This window comes from Klenkia terrae (assembly GCF_037083865.1).
In the GTDB taxonomy this organism is placed as follows: domain Bacteria; phylum Actinomycetota; class Actinomycetes; order Mycobacteriales; family Geodermatophilaceae; genus Klenkia; species Klenkia terrae.
On record NZ_JBAPLV010000019.1, the window covers coordinates 1 to 19,214 of the forward strand.

Here is a 19,214-nt window from a genome sequence, read left to right on the forward strand (position 1 = left end):
GCCCGAGTCAGCCCCGCCCGCGGCCGGGTGCAGCGCACCGGCCGACACCGCCGCCGACGCCGGCGGGGCCGACCCGGCCGCGGCCGCCCCCGCCCACGACCTGGCCGGTCGCGGTGCCACGGCCGCCCGGGCGACCGTGGCCGGGACGGCCCTCGCCGCACCCGGTGCCACCGTCCGCGCCGCGGCCGCCGCCCAGGCCCGGGCCCGCGCGGCCGCCGACGGCGAACCCGTCGCCGCCCCCGGCACCGTCCGTCGGCGGCCCACCCCCGAGGACCCCCGGCCCCGCCGCCGTACCCGGACCGGCCGCCTGCGCGCCGGGCAGGTCGTCGCCGTCGAGATCGCCCTGGTCGCCGCCGTCGCCGCACACCGCCAGCCCTGGCCGGTGCTGGTGCCGGTCGCCGTCTCGGTGGTCGCCGTCCTGGCCCTGTCGCTGACCCGCTGGTCGGGCCGCTGGGGCTACGAGTGGGCCGGCCTCCGCCTCCGGCACGGGCTGCGCCGGCGTCGCCGGACCCTGCCCGCGCAGGCCCCGGCACCCCGCCTCGCGGAGGCCGTGCTCGACGCGGTCGTCGACGGCGGCTGGCTGGACCAGCTGGACCTCGACGGCGTCCCGGCCGCGCTGTGGGTGCACGACGGCGGGCTGTCCGTGGCGGTGGAGGTCACCTCGACCGGGGACCGGCCCTACCTGGCGCGGACCGTCGTCCTGCCGCCGGTCACCGCCCTGCTGCCGGCCGCGGACGAGGGCGGCACCCGGTTCACCCTGCAGGTGCTCGAGCAGGTCCACCCGGCCGGCGTCGGCGAGGGACCAGCCGCCCTGTCCTACCGGGAGCTGACCGGTGGGCGGGTGCCCGCCGTCTCCCGCTGCTGGGTCGCCGTGCAGGTGCTCCGCGGGGCCGACGACGAGGACCCGGCCCTGCGCACCGACCTGGCCAACGCCGCCCGCCGGGTGGTGCGGCGGCTGCGCAAGGCCGGCCTGCGGGCCGTCCCGCTCGCCCCCGAGGACGCCGTGACCGGGGTGCTCGGCCTGCTCGGCGACCAGGTCGGGCCCGCCCCCGCCGTGCACGAGCGCTGGTCCAGCTGGTCGGCCGGCGGCCACCGGTGCGTGACCAGCGCGCTCGACCTGCCGGCCGACCGGGTGTCCGAGCTCCCCGCCGCGGTCGCCGAGCTGCGCGAGCGCACCCTCGCCGCCGGTACCGCGACCATGCTGGCCGTGGCCGCCCGCCGGGGTGACGACGGCTTCGTCGACACCCAGGTCACGCTGCGGACCGTCGTGCCCGACGGGGGCACCGGGCCCGAGGTGCTGGCCGGCGCCGTGGGCGCGGGTGTGCTGCGGCGGCTGGACGGCCGGCAGCGCGCCGGCGTCGCCGCCACCCTCCCCCTGGGCGGGTTCCTCCGGTGAGCGGCGAACCCGGCACCCTGCCGGTGCCCGCCCTCGAGGTGCTCCCGGCCACCGCGACCACGGCCGCCGGCACCCGGTCGCTCGTCGGCGGCGGCGGGCTGGTCGTCGGCGTGGACGACGCCGGCCTGCCGGTCGTGCTGAGCCTGTTCCGGTCCGAGCCGACCGCCGCGGTGTGCCTGGGCGGGCTGGGTCTGGTGCAGCGGCTCGTGCTGCGGGCGATGGCCCTGGGCGCCGTGGTCAGCATCGAGTCCGACCGCCCCTCGGCGTGGACGGCGCTGGTCCGGCTGGCCGCCGCCGACGGCCAGGTCGTGGTGGTCCCGCACGACCGCGGCCGCCAGGCACCGGCCGGCGACGAGCAGCCGGGCACGCCCGGCCGGCCCCGCCTGCTCGTGCTGGACGGCGACGCCGCGGCCGCGGGGGACTCCCGCCGGGCCGGGCGCTGGTCGGCGGTGCTCACCTGCGTGGACAGCACGCACGAGTGGGGCCGCGGCGCGCTCGGCTCCGCGGACGTCGTGGTCTCCCGGCCGCTGTCCCGCACCGAGGCCCGGCAGCTCGCGCGGGTGCTCAACCTGGACGAGACGCTGCTGCGGTCCACCGGCCGGGACGACGCCCTGCTGCTGGCCTCGCGGGCCGGTGTCGTGCAGGTGCAGCACCGGGTCACCGGCGTCGAGCAGTGGCTCGTCGGCGCCGCCACCGGCCGCGGCTGACCCGGTCAGCCAGCGGCGAGGGTCTGCTCCTCGCGCACGCCCCGCACCTCGTCGGCCGGGACCCAGCGCCGGTGCACCCCGCGCTCGACCTGCTCGAACCCCAGTGCCCGGGCCGGCGCGCCGGTGCCGAGGTGCTGCAGCAGCAGCTCGGTGCCCCGCTCGTCGACCACGGCGCAGTCCGCGCCGCGCCAGGTGCCGACCCGGCGCAGGTGCACCAGCACCTCGCACCCGGCCAGCGGCAGCTCGCGGACCCACTCCCCGGCGGCCGGGCCGGGGACGAAGCCCGGTCGCTCGGATGGGGACAGCAGCCAGACCCACCAGCCGTCCGCCCGCAGCTCCGGCGCCGCCCGGTGCTCCTCGCCCTCGACCCGGGCCCGCCAGCTCATGCCCGCTCCCCCGCCGGCACCGGCACGAGCAGCCGCCACCGGCCGTGCAGGGCGTCGTAGCGGGCGCGCTGGGTCTCCGCGCCGTGCCGGTCCAGCTCCACGAGCCCCGCGCCGTGCGGCAGGGCGACCTGGTCCACCCGGTACTCGCGCACCGGCGTCGTCCGGCCGGGCCCGAGGCCCATGGCGTCGCGGTCGACGCCGTACAGCCCGGCGCCCAGGACCGGCCAGCGCAGCAGGTGCACCGATCCCTCGTCGGTGACCAGCGCGAGCTCCTCGTCCGCCCGTCCCAGGGCCTGCAGCAGCACCGTCGGCGCCCCGACGTGCTCGAGGTCCGCGGCGCGCTGCACCTGGCCCGAGGCACGGGCGTCCCGCTCGTGCAGCAGCGGGTCGATGCCGGCGATCGGGACCACCTGCTGCACCCAGACCACCTCGCCGGGGGCGGCCGCCACCTCGTCGGCCAGGTCGGGGGCCAGCAGCCGGGAGACCGTGCCCGGTTCCAGCAGCAGCGGGTGCGGGGTGCCGAGGTCCACGGCCAGGCCCCAGGCCGGGTCCGGCCAGTGCAGCACCAGCTCGGCGAAGGAGGCCACCTGCCAGGGACCGGCCGGCGCGCCGGCCGCCATGAGCTCGGGCGACGTCCAGACCGTGACCCAGTCCCGACCCTCCGACTGGGCCAGCGGCCAGGAGGCCGCGCCGTCCGTGCTGGCCGGCACGACCAGGTCGGCGCCGCGCAGCAGCGCCAGTCGGGCGGCCTCGTCCCCGGACTCGGCGGCGAAGGCCCACAGCTCGGCGAACGGGAGGTCGTCGACCGGCGGCTGCTCGTCGTCCATCGGTCCCCAGCCTAGGGCTCCGGTACCGTCAGCAGCCCCATGAGCCCACGCCTGCAGGTGTCCGCCACCCGTCCCGGTAGCTACCCGACGCTCGCCGAGGCGCTCCTCGACGCGGCCGACGGCGACACCGTGGTCCTGTCGTCCGGCGAGCACGTCGGCGAGCTCGACCTCCGCGGCCGGGCCCTGGTGCTGGAGGCCGACCCGTCGGCCACCGCGGCCGTCGGCGAGGGCACCGACGCACCCGCCGAGGGCGCCGTCCGGCTGACCGGCCGGGGCTACGACCCCACCGTCCGGGTGCACGGCGGCCGGCTGACCCTGCGCGGGCTGGTGCTGACCGCCGACGAGGGGCACGTCCTGGACGCCGTCGACGCCGAGCTGGTCGTCGAGGCCTGCCGCCTGGAGGCCGGCGTCGGCGCCGCCCTGCGGGCCACCGACCGCAGCCGGCTGATCGTCACCGGGTGCGTGCTCGTCGGCGGGGCGCAGGGCCTGGTCGTGGAGGACAGCGGCGGAACGGTCGTGCAGACCACGATCACCGGGTCCGCCGACGACGGGGTCGTCGTCCGGCTGGGCGCGGACCCGGAGCTGCGCGACTGCGTGGTCCGCGACAGCGGTGCCCGCGGGGTGTACCTGTACCAGTCGGCGCGGCCGACGCTGGTCTCCTGCGAGATCACCGGCAGCGGCGGCACCGGGATCGCGGTGGCCTCGGGCAGCACCGCAGTGCTGCAGCGGTGCGCCGTCCGCGGGACCGGCGGGGTGGGCATCGACTTCGCGGCGGGCACGGCCGGCCGGGTCGAGGGCTGCCGCACCGAGCGCACCGCCGAGCCGGGCGTGCACGTGGACCCGGACGCCGACGTCACCGTCGTCGAGGCGGCCACGGCCGCCGCGGCGGGCGTCGGGTCCGACGGCTCGGCCGGCGGTGACCCCGAGCGGGTCGAGGAGCTGCTCGCCGAGCTCGACGCGATGGTCGGCCTGGAGGGGGTCAAGGCCGAGGTCCGCTCGATGATCGACGAGATCCAGGTCAACGAGTGGCGGCGCAGCGCCGGGCTCGCGGTCGGCGGCGCCAGCCACCACCTGGTGTTCGCCGGGGCGCCCGGGACCGGCAAGACCACGGTCGGGCGGATCTACGGGCAGCTGCTGGCCGCGCTCGGCGCCCTGCCCGGCGGCCCGCTGAAGGAGGTCTCCCGGCGGGACCTGGTCGGCCAGTACATCGGGCACACGGCGGAGAAGACCGCCGCGGTGTTCGACGAGGCCGCCGGCGGGGTGGTGTTCCTCGACGAGGCGTACACCCTCACCCGGCAGGCCGGGGGCGGCGGCAACGACTTCGGCCAGGAGGCCGTGGACATGATCGTCAAGCTCATGGAGGACCGGCGGGACACCCTCGCGGTGATCGCGGCGGGCTACACCGCCGAGATGATCCAGTTCCTGGAGGCCAACCCCGGCCTGGCGTCGCGGTTCGTCAAGACCGTGGAGTTCGAGAACTACGGGCCCGAGGAGCTGACCCTGATCATCACCCGGATGATCAGCGCCGGGGACTACCTGCTGGACGACGCCGCCGTCCCCCTGCTGCACGACCACTTCGCCGGGGTGCAGCGCGGGGCCGACTTCGGCAACGCCCGCGAGGCCCGCAAGCTGTTCGAGAAGCTGCGCAAGGTGCAGTCGGCCCGGCTGCGCCAGCTCGGCGAGCGCCCGACGGTGGCCCAGCTGCAGACCATCACCGCCGACGACGTGGCGATCGCCGTCAGCTCGTAGCCGTCAGCTCGTGGCCAGCGACGCCCCGAACGCCGAGGCGGCCAGCCGGACGGCGGCCGCCCGGGTGCGGTGGTCCAGCAGCTCCAGACGCAGCTGGCTGCCGGTGGCCAGGTGCCGGTCGGCCGGCACCGAGAGGAAGTCCCCGGCCAGCCCGGCGAACCGGGCGCGGGCCTCGGCGAGGTCGATCGCCGCCCCGCCGGCCGGCACGTTGGTGACGGTGACGATGCTCCGGTCGGCCAGCGCCTCGAAGCCGCTGGTGCGCAGCCAGCGCAGCACGTTGTGCGCGGCCAGCATGCCGTCGACGCTGGGCGAGGTGGCCAGCACCAGGCTGTGGCAGCCGCTGACCACCCGGCGCATGAGCGGGGTGGCGAGCCCGGCGCCGCAGTCGGTCACCATCACCGCGAAGTGCCGGAAGACGGCGTTCATCGCCTGGACGTAGACGTCCTCGGTGAGCGCCGCGCTCTGCTCGGGGTCCCGGCCGCTGGGCAGCACCCACGCGCCGTCGGCCGAGCGGGCCAGGGCCCCGGCGAGCACCTCGAACCGGCCCGGGTCGCCGGCCGCGGCCAGCTCGTGGGCCGAGGCCTGCAGCGGGACGCCGGTGCGCAGCGCCAGCGACCCGAAGGTGGTGTCGGTGTCGAACAGCAGCACCGGGTCCTGCCGGGAGCGGGCGATGGTGCTGGCCAGCAGGACCGACAGGGTGGTCTTGCCGACGCCGCCCTTGAGCGCGATCACGCCGACCCGCCGCGGCGAGGGCACCGGCGTCCCGAGGAACGCCGTCCAGGCGGTGAGGTCGGCGTTGCTGGGGGTGGGTTCGCCCTCGGCCAGGCCACGGCCGAACAGCCGGCGGCGCGGCGCCGGGCGCGGGGCGTCCAGGCCGGCGACACCGGGGTCGAGGTGCGGGGCTCCGTGCTGGCCGGAGTAGGGCATCGGGGGGTACGGCGAGCTCACGGTGCCAGGAACTCCTCGGACCACATGCGGTCAAGATACGACGCCGCCCCGTCCGTCCGCGGCCCCGACGCACTCGTCCGGGTCACAGCTCGGTCATCAGCTCCGCGGCCCGCTCGCCGACGGCCACCGCGGTGGCCGCCGGGCCCCGGGTGGGCACGGTGGGCAGCACCGACGTGTCGGCCACCCGCAGCCCCTCGACCCCGCGGACCCGCAGGTGCTGGTCGACCACGGCACCCGGGTCACCGGCCGGCCCCATCCGCGCGCTGCCGGACAGGTGGATGGCGGTCGCCAGGTGCGCCCGGGTCCAGCGGTCGAGGGCGGCGTCGTCGGCCAGCACGTCGTCGGGCAGGTCGGTGCGCCCCTGCACCAGTCCGGCCATCGCGCCGGTGCCCAGCAGGTCGGCGGCCAGCCGGACCGCCCGGCGCATCCGCTCCCGGTCGGTCGCCGTCGACAGGTAGCGGTACCGGATGCGCGGCTGGACCGACGGGTCGGCGCTGGTCAGGCCGACCGTCCCGCGGCTGTCCTCGGCCTGCAGCGCGACGCCGAGGTACAGGTCGTCGCGGGTGCGGGCCTGCTGCCAGACCTTGGCCGGCGAGGTCCCGCGCAGCGCCCGGAGGGTGGCCCCCGGCCGGCGCAGCACCTCCGCGAGCCCGGACAGGGCGTGCCCGTCGGAGCGGGACAGCATCACCTTCGAGAACGGCTTGAGCCAGGGCATGACCTCGAGGTGGTCGGGGGTGTTCAGCGCGGTGGTCAGCGGCAGCATGCCGCGGGGCATCGGCGTCCGACGGGTGGGTGACCAGGTGACGTATAGGTCGGGGTGGTCGGTGACGTCGGCGCCCACGCCGGGGACGTCGGCCAGCACGTCGACCCCGACCGCCCGCAGCGCGTCGGCCGGTCCGATGCCCGACAGCATCAGCAGGTGCGGGGTGCCGACCGCCCCGCAGCTCAGCACGACCTCCGCGGCCCGGTGCTCGGTGCCGTCGGCGGTGCGCACGCCGACCGCCCGGCCGTGCTCCACCAGCACGCGGACGACGGGGCTGTCGCCGCGGACGGTGAGCCCCGGGGAGTCCCGGCGGGGCGACAGGTAGGCCATCGCGGCGTTCACCCGGACGCCGTCGCGCACGTTCAGCGGCACCGGCCCCACCCCGGGCGGGGCGTCGGCGTTCTTGTCCGGCTCGGCCGGGAAGCCCAGCTCGAGGCAGGCCGCGGTGAAGGCGTCGGTGATCGGGTGCGGGTCGGTGACCCGGCTGACCGGCAGCGGGCCGGTGGTGCCGTGCAGCGGGTCGGCCTCGCTGCGGTCGAACGCCGGGCGCAGGGCGTCGGCGGACCACAGGTCGTTGCCGAGGGCGGCCCAGCCGTCGCAGTCCTCCCGCGTGGCCCGGATGAAGTAGGTGCCGTTGAGCGCGCTGGAGCCGCCGAGCACCTTGCCGCGCGGCACCGGCCAGCGGACGCCGTCGGTCAGCTCGCCGGTGAGGTCCCAGTTGGCCGGGTGCCCGGGGACGGCGGCCCCCATGGTGGCGGCCTCCCGGATCGTGGCCGGGAAGTCCTCGGGACGGCGGTGGTCGGTGCCGGCCTCCAGCAGCAGCACCGAGCGACCGGCGTCCACGAGGCGCGCGGCCAGCGCGCACCCGGCGGACCCGGCGCCCACCACGACGACGTCGGTCACAGCCCGAGGACACCCGGGAGGTCGAGGCGGCGGACCTTGCCGGTGGAGGTGCGCGGGAGCTCGTCGAGTCGACGTGTCGACTTGGGGCGCTTGGCCGGGCCCAGCCGCTCCCGCGCCCAGGCGGCCAGCTCGTCGGGGGTCGCCGTCCCCACGTAGGCCGCGACGACCCGCTGGCCCCAGTCGTCGTCCGGGACGCCGAACACGGCGGACTCCACGACCCCGGGGTGCGCGTCGAGCACCGCCTCGACCTCGGCCGGGTAGACGTTGACCCCGCCGGAGATGACCAGGTCCTCGCGGCGGCCGTCCAACCAGACGGTGCCGTCGTCGTCCACCCGGCCCAGGTCGCCGACGGTGACCCAGTCGCCGTCCCAGGCGGCCGCGGTCTTCTCCGGCGCGCGCCAGTACTCGAACCGGGCCCACCGCGGGACGGCGCACCACAGCTGGCCGCGCTCGTCGGTGGACAGCGTGCGGCCGGGGCGGGCACGGCCGACGCTGCCCGGGCGGGCCAGCCAGTCCTCGGTCGTGCAGACGGTGAACTGGGCCTCGGTGGACCCGTAGAACTCGTGCACGGCGCCGTCGGGGAGGGCCGCGACGACCGCCCGCTTGACCGGCTCCGGGCAGGGGGCGCCGGCGTGGGCGAGCAGCCGGAAGCTGGACCAGTCGACGTCCTCGCGGAGCAGCCGCTGCAGGTGGGTCGGCACGCAGAAGGTCGTGGTGGGGGCCTGGTCGGTGATGGTGCGGGCGGCGCGCGCTGCGTCGAACGGCCCGGGCAGCAGCACCTCGCCCCCGGCGAGCAGGGTGTGCGCGGCGAACCGGAGCGGCGCGGAGTGGTGCAGCGGGGAGAGCACCAGGTGCCGGTCGTCCGGGCCGAAGCCCCAGAGGTTGATCTCCTCGGTGGCCAGGGCGCGGGCGTCGTCGTCGGCCAGGACGCCGGACCACACGCCCTTGCGCCGTCCGGTGGTGCCCGAGGTGTAGTGCATCGGCCGGGCCAGCGGGAACGGGGCGAGGTCGGCCTCGGTGTCGCCGAGCAGCTGCCCGGGGTCGTCGCCGACGTCCAGCGCGGGGTCGGCGTCGGCGACCAGCTCGGCCCGCTCGGCGGCCGGCAGCGCCGGGTCCAGCACCACGGGGACGACGCCGGTCCGCAGCGCCCCGAGGACGACGGCCAGCAGCTCCGGCGAGGCGGTCGCGGAGACGACGAGCCGGTCCCCCCGGCCGATGCCGCGGTCGGCCAGCGCGCCGGCGACCCGCCGCTGGGCGGCCGTGCTGTCCGCCGCCCGGACGACGGGCACCTCGTTCATCCCTGCACCCTCGCACGGGCCACGCGGTTCAGCGACGGCCGTTGCGCCGGCTCCAGCTGCTCCAGGACACGTCGTGGTTGTGCGCGTTGCCGAGCACCTCGGCGTCCCGCCGGCCCTCGCGCGCCTGGTACGAGATGTCGCCGGAGTGGGTGACCGTGGATCCTCGCTTGCGCACCGCCCGGTCCATCGACCAGCCGACCACCAGCAGGACGACGAGCACGCCCACCACCGCAGCCCAGAACACCATGGCCGAGTCTGGCATCCCGCCTTCGTCGCGGTCACCCTCCTGGCGAACCCTGCCGCCTGCGCATACGCCTGCCGCCTGCCGCCCTCCGCGGCGGACCTTCCCTCACGACCTCCCACCGTCGTCGCGGTTGCCGTCCTGGAGGGCCCTGCCGCCTGCGCCTGCCGCCTTCCGCCTTCCGTCTTCCGCGGCGGACCTTCCCTCACGACCTCCCGCGCGGGCCGTCGCTGCAGGGACGCAGGGGAGGGCTCGGGGCGGTGCAGGCGTCCGTCGCTGCAGGGACGCACGGGAAGGCTCGGGGCGGCGCAGGCGCTCGTCGCTGCGGTCCCCGATGGCCCCCGCGCAACCCGGCACCCCAGCATCGCAGCTACCTCAGACACCGGGTCGACAGCCTGTGGACAACCTTCTGAGCTGCGGATTTATCTTGCTCGGGCTGATCAGGCCCGGTAGACTTCGAACACATATTCGAACAGCGCGAGGAGGTGGTGGCGGTGCAGCAGCAGGTGGTCGGGACCCGGATGGGGCTGTCGGTGGGCATTGCCCAGGTCGAGGTCTTCGCGTCAGCCGCCGCCCACGCGGCGGTGCTGGAGGCCGAGCAGGCGACCCGCATCGCCGCCGGCCTCGCGCCCGCGGGTGCCACCCTGCGATCGACCCGGTTGTCCGAGCTGCTGGTCACCCCCGACACCGGCCGGGCCAGGGTGCACGCCGTGCTGCGCGACGTCGCCGACGCCCAGGCGCAGCTGCACGCCCTGCAGGCTGCAGCGATCGCCCGCCTGGCCGAGCTGCAACCGGCGCAAGAACCGCTGCCCGGCAGCCGCCGCAATGACCCGGCCGACGCCGACCGGCCCGACGACTGGGTCGCCGACGAGGTCGCCGTCGTGCTGGGCATCGGGGTTAGCTCGGCGGTGTCGCTGGTCGACAAACAGCGGGTGCTGGTGGAGCAGCTGCCGCAGGTGTGGGAGGCGCTGGCCGACGGGGTCATCGACGTCCGCCGCTGCCAGGTGCTCGTCGACGCCCTCGCCCACCGCAAGCAATCCGCCGGCGGCGACCTGGCCGACGACCTGGTGGACGACATCGCCCGGCAAGGACTGCGGTGGATCGGTGAAGGCATCGGCCCCACCCCGCTGGCCGACCGGATCGGTGGCGCATTGATCGCCGCGGACCCCGCAGAGGCCGACCGCCGGGCCGAGCGGCGCAAGAAGAAGCAGAACGTCACCACCGTCGGCTGCGGCGACGGCCTCGCCGGGTTCCGGGCAGACCTGCTCGACGCCGCCGATGCCGCACAGATGCAGGCAGTGGTCGATGCGATGGCCGCCACGATGCGCAAGGCCGGTGACCGCCGCCCCATCGGCCAGCTGCGGGTCGATGCGCACCGGCAGCTGGTCCTCCGCCCCTGGGAGGCACTCCCCGACGACGTCGCCCGCGCCCGCTGGCAACTCGCCATGCGGGTGGAGCTGGCCGACCTCGACGGCCTGGGCTCGCTGGGCGCACCCCCCGGGTCTGCCGCACCGACCGCCGGCGGCGGCTCTCAGGGCGGTCCACACGTCGATACGGCGTCCGAGCCGGGCACCGACGGACGCAATGACCGGCCGGCACCGGCGGGCAGCACGAGCAGCAGACCCCGACGAGCCGGCCACGACGGGCCTGAGGGGCCTGAGGGGCAGGGCGAGCACGACAAGCAGCACGAACACGAGCTCAGCGAGCACGAGCACGAGCAGGATGACGGGCACGGGCACGGGCACGGGCACGGCGAGCACGAGCGCGGCGCTGGTTCCGGGGTCGGTGAGATCGGTGGGCTGCCGGTGTCCCCGGTCGCGGTGGCCGAGCTGCTGGCCCGCTACGACGCGCTCCTGGCCTCCGGTGCCCGTGGTCGGGTCCGGGGCGGGGACGTGTGGTTCGAGATCGTGGATGCCACCGGCCGCCTGCGCGCCCTCATCACCCCCGCCGACGCCCGCGCCGCCCTCCGCCGCGGCACCGGACTCGGACCACCACCGGCCATCGACAACTACGTCCCCACCGCCGCCCAGATCAGGTTCGTCAAAGCCCGCGACCGACACTGCCGGTTCCCCGGCTGTGCCCGGACAGCCGAGTACGTCGACCTCGACCACGTCATCCCCCGCGACCACGACGACCCCACCGCCGGCGGCCCGACCTGCGTGACCAACCTGGTGTGCCTGTGCCGCAGGCACCACCGGCTCAAGACCCACGCACCGGGCTGGGTCTTCGCCATGGACCCCGACGGCACCCTGCACGTCACCCCACCCGGCGGACGCACCCGCACCACCCGACCCGCCGGCATCGCCCAGGTCGACATGTCGACACCCACCCACCTCCACACCCTCACCGACCTCCTCGGGCCCACCCCCCAGCGGTTCAGATCCCCGACGCCTGAACAGCGAGCCGAACGCCGAGCAGCAGCCGCCGACCGCGCGCGCCTGGCCGCCGAGATCGAGGCCGAGCTCGACGCCGCCCTCGCTCGTCGAGCCGACGAGACCCAGCGCGGCGACCACGTCTCGACCGACTCCGCCGAGCGGGCCGCCGAGCACCGAGCCGCAGAGGGCAGCGATCCCAGCGCGGACCCCCCACCCTTCTGACCGTCCGGATCCGCAGCCGGGCGGCACGACGGGGGCACCGGAGTCGACGGAGCAATCCGAGGCCGGGCGGCACGTCGGAGAACCCCGGCCACGACGGACGTTCCTCCGGCCTGGACAGCCCGGCGGGCTCGGGGTGGGATGCCCGGTCAGGGGCAGCGATCCCCGATCATCGACGGCACGTCGTGGGCCAGCCGGGCGCGGCGGACATCGGTCACCGACCGCAGCGGGGCCAGCACCTCCACGACCGGCGCGGCGAAGACACCCGGGACGTCCCGCTCGCCCAGGCCGGGGTCCGGGACGTACACCAGCCGTTCGCGCACCAAGTCGAACGGCACGTCCACCCCGCGCGGGTCCAGCCGGTGCCACCGCCGGTCCACCCAGACCGCCGCCAGGCCGTGCACGACGTGCCCGCCGGAGCCGTCGGCCAGCCGCTGGTAGCAGAGACCGGACGGGATCCCGCGCGACCGCAGCAGCGCCACCAGCAGGTGCGATTGCGCGTAGCAGAGCCCCACGCCCGCCTCGGCCACCTCGGAGGCCCGGACCGTCACCCGTGGGTCGTCGACGTCGGAGGAGTGCGCCACCCGGTCCCGCACGTGCTCGAAGGCGCGTCGGGCGTAGGTCGCGTCGTCCGGGCCGTCGGCGGCCAACCGGTCGTGCAGCGCCCGCACCACCGGGTGGTCCAGGTCGACCACGTCGTCACCGGCGAGGTAGCCCTCCGGCGCACCGGTCCGCAGGTCGGCGATCACGCCACCCGCCAGTTGTCCCCCGCACCGCACACGACCTGGCCGGTCGCCGACAGCTTGGCCAGCGTCGCCCGGGTCGACTGCTCGGCGGCCGGCCACACCGCGCGCGGCACCTCCGCGTACACGTGGGCGACCAGCTCGGCGACCGTCCGGTCCCCGCCGAGCAGGGCCTCCAGCAGCTGGAACTCCCGGTAGGCCCGGTGCGCCGCGTAGAACTCCAGCACCGACCCGACGTCCTCGGTCAGCTCGGGCCCGTGCCCGCAGTACAGCGCCGCCGGCCCGAGCCGGTGCACCCGGCGCAGCGAGTCCAGGTAGGCCAGCACGTCGCCCTCGGGGTGCGTGACCACCGACGTCCCCCGGCCCAGCACGTGGTCCCCGACCAGCACCGACCCCGTCTCGGTCCGGAAGGCCAGGTGGTCCCGGGTGTGCCCCGGGGTCGCGACGACGGCCAGCGACGTCCCGGCGAGGGTGACCGTGTCCCCGTCGGCGAGCACCCGCCCGTCGGGCCCGGCCACCTCGGCCGAACCCGCCGCCACCTGCACGCTGAACCGCGCCGCCCACGGCAGGGCCGCCTCGGCGTGGTCCCCGTGGTGGTGGGTCACCAGGACCGCGACCACCTCGGCGGCCCGCGCCGCCAGCACCTCGCGCACCGCGGCCAGGTGCACCGGGTCGTCGGGCCCCGGGTCGACCACGACCACCTGACCGCTGCCGGGCGCCCCCACCACGTAGGTGTTGGTGCCGTCCAGCGTCATCGGCGAGGGGTTCGGGGCCAGCACCCGGGTCACCAGCGGCTCGGGCTCGGCCGTCCGGGGCAGCTCACCGGGGGCAGGCAGCGACCAGCTGCGGCGGGGATCGACGGGGGCGTCCACGGCACGACGGTAGCCAGCCCGGACGCCCCCGGGTCGGCCACGCCACCCGTCCGGGGGCACAGCTGGTCCGTAGCCTGGACCCATGCGCCTGACGACGACCCTGAAGACGACCCTCTCCGCGGCTGCCGCCCTCGCCCTGCTCACCGCGTGCGGTGGCGGCTCCGACGACGAGACCACCGCCCAGGGCAGCTCCAGCTCGTCCTCCTCCGCCGCGGCCCCCAGCTCCAGCGAGGAGTCCGGTGGCGACGACAGCGAGGCCGCCGCGTTCTGCAGCGAGGCTGAGGGTGCCTTCGCCGACCTCCAGTCCGCGACCACGAGCGCCGACCCCTCCACCATCCCGGCCCTGTTCGCCGAGGCCTCCGCCCGCCTGGACGCCATCGAGCCCCCGGCCGAGATCAGCGAGCCCTGGGGCGTCCTGACCGGCGCGCTGGACACCGCCGTGGCCAACGTCCAGGGCCTGGACCTGAACACCCCGGAGGGCCAGCAGGCCTTCGTCGCGGAGTTCACCCAGCTGCAGACCACGGCCACCGACGCGCAGGCACAGGTCGAGACCTACGTGACCGCCAACTGCGACGTCCCCACCGAGAGCGCCTCGCCGACCAGCTGACCCACCACGACGCACGAGGCCCGATCCCCCCTCGGGGGACCGGGCCTCGTGCGTTCAGCAGCCGCGGATCGAGACACCGCGGGCGGACATCCACGGCACGGGGTCGATCGCCCCGCTGTACATCGCCCCGTTGGGGTGCACCTCGAAGTGCAGGTGCGGACCGGTCGACTGGCCCTCGTTGCCCACGTCGGCGATCTGTTGACCGGCCTGCACCCGCTGCCCGGCAGAGACGTAGTACCGGCTGATGTGGCCGTACACGGTGACCGCCCCGTCGGCTCCCAGGATGTAGACCGCGTAGCCGAAGCCGGTCGCGGGACCGGCGCGCTGCACGGTCCCGGCGGTCGCGGCGTAGACCGGGGTCCCGATCGGGGCAGCCATGTCCACCCCGTTGTGCGTGGTGCCCCAGCGAGCGCCGAAGCAGCTGCTGGTCCGGCCGGCGGCCGGCAGCACGTACCCGGCCTGGGCCGAGCCCGAGCCCGAGGACGACGAGGCCGCGGCCGCGTTGCGGGCGGAGGCGGCGGCCGCAGCGGCGGCGGCCGCGGCGGCCTGCTGGGCGCGGGCCGCGGCGGCCTCCTCGGCGGCCTTCTGGTCCACCCATGCCTGGTAGGCGTTGCGGGCGCCCTGCAGGGACAGCAGCTGGATCTGCGCGGCCTGCAGCTGCGCGTCGTAGTCGGCCTTCTCGGCGCTCACCGAGGCGAACACCGACTGCTGGGAGGCGACCTGACTGTCGGCCGTGGTCTTGGCGTCGGCCGCGGCCTGCTCGGCGGCGGCCTGCTGGTCGCGGGCCTGGCGGGCGGCGGAGTCGGCGTTGGCCTGGGCCACCTGGGCCACCTCGAGCTCGCCGAGGACGTCGACCTGGTTCTCGGCGACCCAGTCCAGCAGCGCGGCCCGCTGGATCAGCTCACCCGGCCCGGCGGCGTCCAGCAGGGCCGCGGTGGTGGTGAGGGCGGTCCCGTCCATGTAGCTGTCGCGGGAGAACACCGAGATGCGGCCCTGCGCGGCGGTCACCTCGGCGGTGGCAGCGGCCAGCTGCGCGGCGGTCTGGTCGGCGGCCGCCTGGGCGACCGCGAGGGCCTCCTGGGCCACCTCGTAGGCGATGCCGGCCGACTCGGCCTGCACCTGGGCCTGCTCGAGCTGGGCCTGGGCGGCGGCGGCCAGACCGGCGATCCGACCGACCTCGGCCGCGGCCGCGTCCTGGGCGGCCTGGGCCGCGGTGATCTCGCCGTCGCTGGGGTTGCCCGGGGCCGGCGGGGCCGCCGCGGCAGGCCCGGCGAGGCCGAGCACGACGACGGCGGACGCCAGGACGGCGACGAGCGTGGTGCGCAGCGGGTGCTGCGGCATGGTGGCGCTCCCTGGGGAAGAGGGATGGCGTACGAGCCGCTGGACTGTCCCACCCGCCCCACGAGTCACACGCGCAACACGCCGAGGCAGCCTGGACTGGTCCGTCACGACCCGTGCGTTGCTGTCCCACTCCCATCGACACGGAACCGGAGCAGCTTGAATCCCCCGTCAGCCGAGGAGGGGATCGCGCTCCAGCTCGTGCGCGAGGGCGTCGAGCTCGGCCCCGCCGGACATCAGCGTGGTCAGCTCGTCCCGGCTGACCTCGGCCTTCTCCCGCTCCGCGATGCTGCGACCCCGGCGGAGCACCAGGAACCGGTCACCCACCGGGTAGGCGTGGTGCGGGTTGTGGGTGATGAAGACCACTCCCAGACCGCGCTCCCGGGCCGCCGCGATGTAGCGCAGCACCACCCCGGACTGCCGGACACCCAGGGCCGCGGTCGGCTCGTCCAGGATCAGCACCCGGGCACCCAGGTGCACCGCCCGCGCGATGGCCACGCACTGCCGCTCGCCGCCGGACAGCGTGCCGATGGGCTGGTCGACGTCGCGCAGGTCGATGCCCATGGCGGCCATCTCGTCCTTCGCCGTCTGCTTCATCAGGCCGACGTCCAGCATCCCGAACGGGCCCTTCCGGAGCTCGGAGCCCAGGAAGAAGTTCCGCCACACCGGCATGAGCGGGACGACGGCCAGGTCCTGGAAGACCGTCGCGATGCCCAGCGCCAGCGCGTCGCGCGGGCTGGACATGTGCTGCTCCACCCCGTCGACCCGGTACGTGCCCTCGGAGTGCTCGTGCGCCCCGGCCAGGATCTTGATGAAGGTGGACTTGCCGGCGCCGTTGTCGCCCAGCACGCAGGTCACCTGGCCGGCCCGCACGGTCGTGGTGACCCCGCGCAGCGCGACCACCGACCCGTACGTCTTGCCCAGGTCGGTGACCTCGATGAGCGGCGCGGTCGTGTCGGTCGTCATCGCATGCGCTCCGCTCTCGTGCGGACCCAGTTGTTCACCAGCACCGCGGCCAGCAGCATCACGCCGAGGAAGGCGTAGAGCCAGTTGCTGTCCCAGCCGGCGTAGACCACGCCCTGCCGGGTCATCCCGTAGATCAGCGCACCCAGCGCCGCACCGACCGCCGAGCCGTACCCGCCGGTGAGCAGGCACCCGCCCACCACCGCGCAGATGATGTAGATGAACTCGTCGCCGACGCCGGTCGAGGACTGCACGGTCGAGGACTGGAACAGGCTGATCATGCCGACCAGCCAGCCCGCCGCGGCCGTGGTCATGAACAGGCCGATCTTGGTCCGGGCCACCGGGACGCCGGTCGCCCGGGCGCTGTCCTGCGCCCCGCCGACGGCGAAGACCCAGTTGCCGGCCCGGGTGCGCAGCAGCACCAGCGTCGCGACCGCGGTGACCGCGAGGAACCACAGCACCGAGACCGAGATGCTGGCCCCGCCCACCTCGATCACGCCGCCGAACAGCGGCCGGACCGAGTCGAAGTTCGGCACCTTGGCGAAGCCCTGCACCGCGACCTGGCCGTAGACCAGCTTCACCAGTGCGAGGTCCAGCCCCTGGAGCACGAAGAACGTGCCGAGGGTGACGATGAAGCTGGGCAACCCGGTGCGGACCACCAGCACGCCGTTGAGCGCGCCGATGGCCAGCGCGACGACCAGCGCCAGCAGCACCGCGACCCAGACGTTGAGCCCGAAGCCGGTGGTGGTGACGCCGACGAGCAGCCCGGTGGCCCCGGTCATCGCGCCGGCGGAGAGGTCGAACTCCCCGCCGATCATCAGCATCGCGACCGCCACGGCCATGATCCCGAACCGGGACGCCGAGTTCAGCCAGGTGCCCACGCCCGAGGGCGTGAGGAACTGGTCGGCGACGGCGGTGAAGAAGATCAGGATCGCCAGCGCGGCGACCGCCGCCCCGACCTCGGGACGACGCAGGACGCGGGTGACCCGCCCGGTGGGGGCCGGCGGTCCGTCGACGTCCCGGGTCGGGGCGACCGTGCTCATCGGGTGCCGTTGGCGGCGAACTCGGCGACCTCGGCGGCGTTGTCCTGGGTGATGAAGGCCGGGCCGGAGTTGACCGGCTGGCCACCGCCCACCACGTTGCCGTTGGTCGCGAAGAGGTAGAGGAAGGAGACCGGCAGGTAACCCTGCACGTAGGGCTGCTGGTCGACGGCGAACGTGATGTCCCCGGCGGTGATCGCGTCGGTCACGTCGGAGGAGATGTCGAAGGTGTCGATCTCCGCGGAGGTGCCGGCGTCGCCCTGGGCGGCGACCGCGGCGACCGCGACCTGGCCCTGCAGCGCGAGCACCACGCCGACGTCGGGGTCGGACTGCAGCTTGGACAGGATGGTGTCCTGCACCTGGGCGGTGTCGGTGCCGTCGACCTGCAGGTTCTCGACCTGACCGCCGTAGGTGGCGGCGACCGCGGAGCAGCGGTCCTCCAGGCCCACGTTGCCGGCCTCGTGGATGACGCAGAGCACCTTGCCGGTCTGGCCCTCGTCGTTCAGGCGCGTGCCGACCGCCTGGCCGGCGGTGGTCTCGTCCTGGCCGACGTGGGTGATCGCGCCGAACTCGGCCGACTGGCCCTGCCCGGAGTTGATGGTGATGACCGGGATGCCGGCGGCGACGGCGGCCTCGACCGAGTCGCGCAGCCCGTCGGGGTTGGCCATCGACACCACGATGCCGTCGACGCCCTGGGAGACGGCGTTGTCGATCAGCTCGGCCTGCCGGGTCGGGTCGGGGTCGCTGTTGTAGTCGACGGTGATGCCCAGGTCGTCGGCCGCGCGGTCGGCGCCGGAGCGGACGACGTCCCAGAAGGAGTCGCCGGGCGCGCCGTGGGTGATGACGGCGATGTCCAGGTCGACCGACCCGGAGTCCGAGGACGACGTGTCCTCCTGGCCGGTGCCGCTGCAGCCGCTCAGGGCCAGGACACCGGCGACGGCGAGGACGCCGGCCGATCGGGTGATGCGCATGGTGGTGGTGCCTCTCGTTGCAACAGCGCCCGCGACCGGGCATACCAGTGGATGAGTATGTATGCCTCGCCGCCGGACGCCGGCACGCCCCGCTCTCAGGGGGTGAGCAGGCTCATCTCGAAGCTGTACCGACCGGCCACGTAGACGTGCCGGCCGAACTCCACCGGGGTGCCGTACCGGTCGTAGGACGTGCGCTCCATCGTCAGCAGCACCCCGCCCACCTGCTCGTCCAGCAGGTCGGCCTCCGACTCGGTCGCCGCCCGCGCGCCGATGACCTGCTTGGCCGAGTGCAGCACGATCCCCGAGGACCGGATCAGCGCGTACAGCCCGGTCCGCTCCAGCTCCTCGGTGCCGAGCTCCAGCAGGCCGACCCGCAGCCAGTTGGTCAGCCGGGCGATCGGCGCGCTGCCCGCCGAGCGCAGCCGCACCACGGTCACCGCGTCCATCCCCTCGGGGATGGCCAGCGCGCGGGCGATCTCCGGGTCGACCGGGCCGACGTCCAGCGAGAGCACCCGGGTGACCGGGTCCTGGTCGGCCCGCACCAGCTCGTCGAAGCTGCTGGTCGGCTCGGGCGCCGGCAGCACCAGCGGCTGGCCGACCCGGGTGCCGGCGCCCCGGCGGCGGACGATCAGCCCCTTCTCCACCAGGTAGCGCATGGCCTGGCGCAGGGTCGGCCGGGACAGCCCGAGCGAGTCGGCCAGCGCGACCTCGTTGTCCAGCCGGGTGCCCGGCGGCAGCCGACCCGAGGCGATGCCCTGCTCGAGGTATCGCGCGACCTGGCGGTACAGCGGCACCGGGCTGGTCCGGTCGAGCTCCAGCCCCGCGACGACGTCGGGGGTGCCCTCGACCGAGCCCATCGTGTTCCTCC

Annotated in this window: 18 protein-coding genes; 5 read left to right on the plus strand and 13 right to left on the minus strand. The window is 75.7% G+C overall.

From position 1 onward, the window contains the following. Both UXQ13_RS16400 and UXQ13_RS16405 read left to right on the plus strand, forming a co-directional pair. Positions 1-1,396 (plus strand): type VII secretion protein EccE (locus UXQ13_RS16400; RefSeq protein ID WP_336392558.1); only part of this gene is annotated, 1,396 nt, incomplete at its 5' end. After that, complete coding sequence (locus UXQ13_RS16405) at positions 1,393-2,103, plus strand: hypothetical protein (protein ID WP_225233152.1); 711 nt, start codon at positions 1,393-1,395, stop codon at positions 2,101-2,103. The genes UXQ13_RS16400 and UXQ13_RS16405, both read left to right, overlap by 4 nt. A gap of 5 nt (positions 2,104-2,108) precedes the next feature. Here the strand turns inward: UXQ13_RS16405 and UXQ13_RS16410 are convergent, their stop codons facing one another. Further along, positions 2,109-2,489, minus strand: a complete 381-nt coding sequence (locus UXQ13_RS16410; RefSeq protein ID WP_225233153.1) for a hypothetical protein — start codon at positions 2,487-2,489, stop codon at positions 2,109-2,111. Then, positions 2,486-3,316 (minus strand): SseB family protein, encoded by an 831-nt coding sequence (locus tag UXQ13_RS16415; RefSeq protein WP_225233154.1) that lies wholly within the window; start codon positions 3,314-3,316, stop codon positions 2,486-2,488. The genes UXQ13_RS16410 and UXQ13_RS16415 overlap by 4 nt, the downstream gene beginning before the upstream one ends. Before the next feature lie 39 nt (positions 3,317-3,355). On the opposite strand from UXQ13_RS16415, the gene UXQ13_RS16420 reads away from it, so the two are divergent. After that, on the plus strand, positions 3,356-5,065 hold the full coding sequence (locus UXQ13_RS16420) for a right-handed parallel beta-helix repeat-containing protein (protein ID WP_336392559.1): 1,710 nt from the start codon (positions 3,356-3,358) through the stop codon (positions 5,063-5,065). A 3-nt stretch (positions 5,066-5,068) separates the two neighbouring features. Here the strand turns inward: UXQ13_RS16420 and UXQ13_RS16425 are convergent, their stop codons facing one another. The 4 genes from UXQ13_RS16425 to UXQ13_RS16440 all read right to left on the minus strand — a co-directional run bounded on the left by UXQ13_RS16425 (position 5,069) and on the right by UXQ13_RS16440 (position 9,239). Beyond that, positions 5,069-6,013 (minus strand): MinD/ParA family ATP-binding protein, encoded by a 945-nt coding sequence (locus UXQ13_RS16425; protein WP_225233156.1) that lies wholly within the window; start codon positions 6,011-6,013, stop codon positions 5,069-5,071. Positions 6,014-6,095: 82 nt separating this feature from the next. Beyond that, on the minus strand, positions 6,096-7,679 hold the full coding sequence (locus UXQ13_RS16430) for a GMC family oxidoreductase (protein WP_225233157.1): 1,584 nt from the start codon (positions 7,677-7,679) through the stop codon (positions 6,096-6,098). Further along, positions 7,676-8,977 carry a class I adenylate-forming enzyme family protein gene (locus UXQ13_RS16435; RefSeq protein ID WP_336392560.1) on the minus strand — a complete coding sequence of 434 codons (1,302 nt, stop codon included), beginning with the start codon at positions 8,975-8,977 and terminating at the stop codon, positions 7,676-7,678. Before UXQ13_RS16435 ends, UXQ13_RS16430 begins: the two co-directional genes overlap by 4 nt. 28 nt (positions 8,978-9,005) lie before the next feature. Then, positions 9,006-9,239 (minus strand): hypothetical protein, encoded by a 234-nt coding sequence (locus tag UXQ13_RS16440; protein ID WP_336392561.1) that lies wholly within the window; start codon positions 9,237-9,239, stop codon positions 9,006-9,008. A 473-nt stretch (positions 9,240-9,712) separates the two neighbouring features. Between UXQ13_RS16440 and UXQ13_RS16445 the strand changes: the two genes are divergently transcribed. After that, complete coding sequence (locus tag UXQ13_RS16445) at positions 9,713-11,815, plus strand: HNH endonuclease signature motif containing protein (RefSeq protein ID WP_336392562.1); 2,103 nt, start codon at positions 9,713-9,715, stop codon at positions 11,813-11,815. A gap of 146 nt (positions 11,816-11,961) precedes the next feature. On the opposite strand, the gene UXQ13_RS16450 is transcribed toward UXQ13_RS16445, so the two are convergent. Both UXQ13_RS16450 and UXQ13_RS16455 read right to left on the minus strand, forming a co-directional pair. Then, the gene (locus UXQ13_RS16450) at positions 11,962-12,561 is read right to left on the minus strand and encodes a transglutaminase-like domain-containing protein (RefSeq protein ID WP_225233160.1); all 600 of its coding nucleotides are present in this window, start codon (positions 12,559-12,561) and stop codon (positions 11,962-11,964) included. Continuing rightward, a complete protein-coding gene (locus UXQ13_RS16455; RefSeq protein ID WP_225233161.1) occupies positions 12,558-13,427 on the minus strand; it encodes an MBL fold metallo-hydrolase in 870 nt (289 codons plus the stop codon). The genes UXQ13_RS16450 and UXQ13_RS16455 overlap by 4 nt, the downstream gene beginning before the upstream one ends. An 82-nt stretch (positions 13,428-13,509) precedes the next feature. On the opposite strand from UXQ13_RS16455, the gene UXQ13_RS16460 reads away from it, so the two are divergent. Next, complete coding sequence (locus UXQ13_RS16460) at positions 13,510-14,034, plus strand: hypothetical protein (RefSeq protein WP_225233162.1); 525 nt, start codon at positions 13,510-13,512, stop codon at positions 14,032-14,034. A gap of 54 nt (positions 14,035-14,088) precedes the next feature. Here the strand turns inward: UXQ13_RS16460 and UXQ13_RS16465 are convergent, their stop codons facing one another. The 5 genes from UXQ13_RS16465 to UXQ13_RS16485 form a co-directional block, all read right to left on the minus strand. Continuing rightward, entirely contained in the window at positions 14,089-15,375 is a 1,287-nt protein-coding gene (locus tag UXQ13_RS16465) for a M23 family metallopeptidase (RefSeq protein WP_225233163.1), read from the minus strand. A gap of 168 nt (positions 15,376-15,543) precedes the next feature. Then, a complete protein-coding gene (locus tag UXQ13_RS16470) occupies positions 15,544-16,338 on the minus strand; it encodes an ATP-binding cassette domain-containing protein (protein WP_225233164.1) in 795 nt (264 codons plus the stop codon). Next, positions 16,335-17,378: an ABC transporter permease gene (locus UXQ13_RS16475; protein ID WP_225233165.1), complete on the minus strand. Its 1,044-nt coding sequence runs from the start codon at positions 17,376-17,378 to the stop codon at positions 16,335-16,337. The genes UXQ13_RS16470 and UXQ13_RS16475 overlap by 4 nt, the downstream gene beginning before the upstream one ends. Then, entirely contained in the window at positions 17,375-18,346 is a 972-nt protein-coding gene (locus UXQ13_RS16480) for a substrate-binding domain-containing protein (RefSeq protein WP_225233166.1), read from the minus strand. Before UXQ13_RS16480 ends, UXQ13_RS16475 begins: the two co-directional genes overlap by 4 nt. Positions 18,347-18,441: 95 nt before the next feature. Beyond that, a complete protein-coding gene (locus tag UXQ13_RS16485; RefSeq protein WP_225233167.1) occupies positions 18,442-19,203 on the minus strand; it encodes a GntR family transcriptional regulator in 762 nt (253 codons plus the stop codon). Positions 19,204-19,214: the final 11 nt, after the last annotated feature.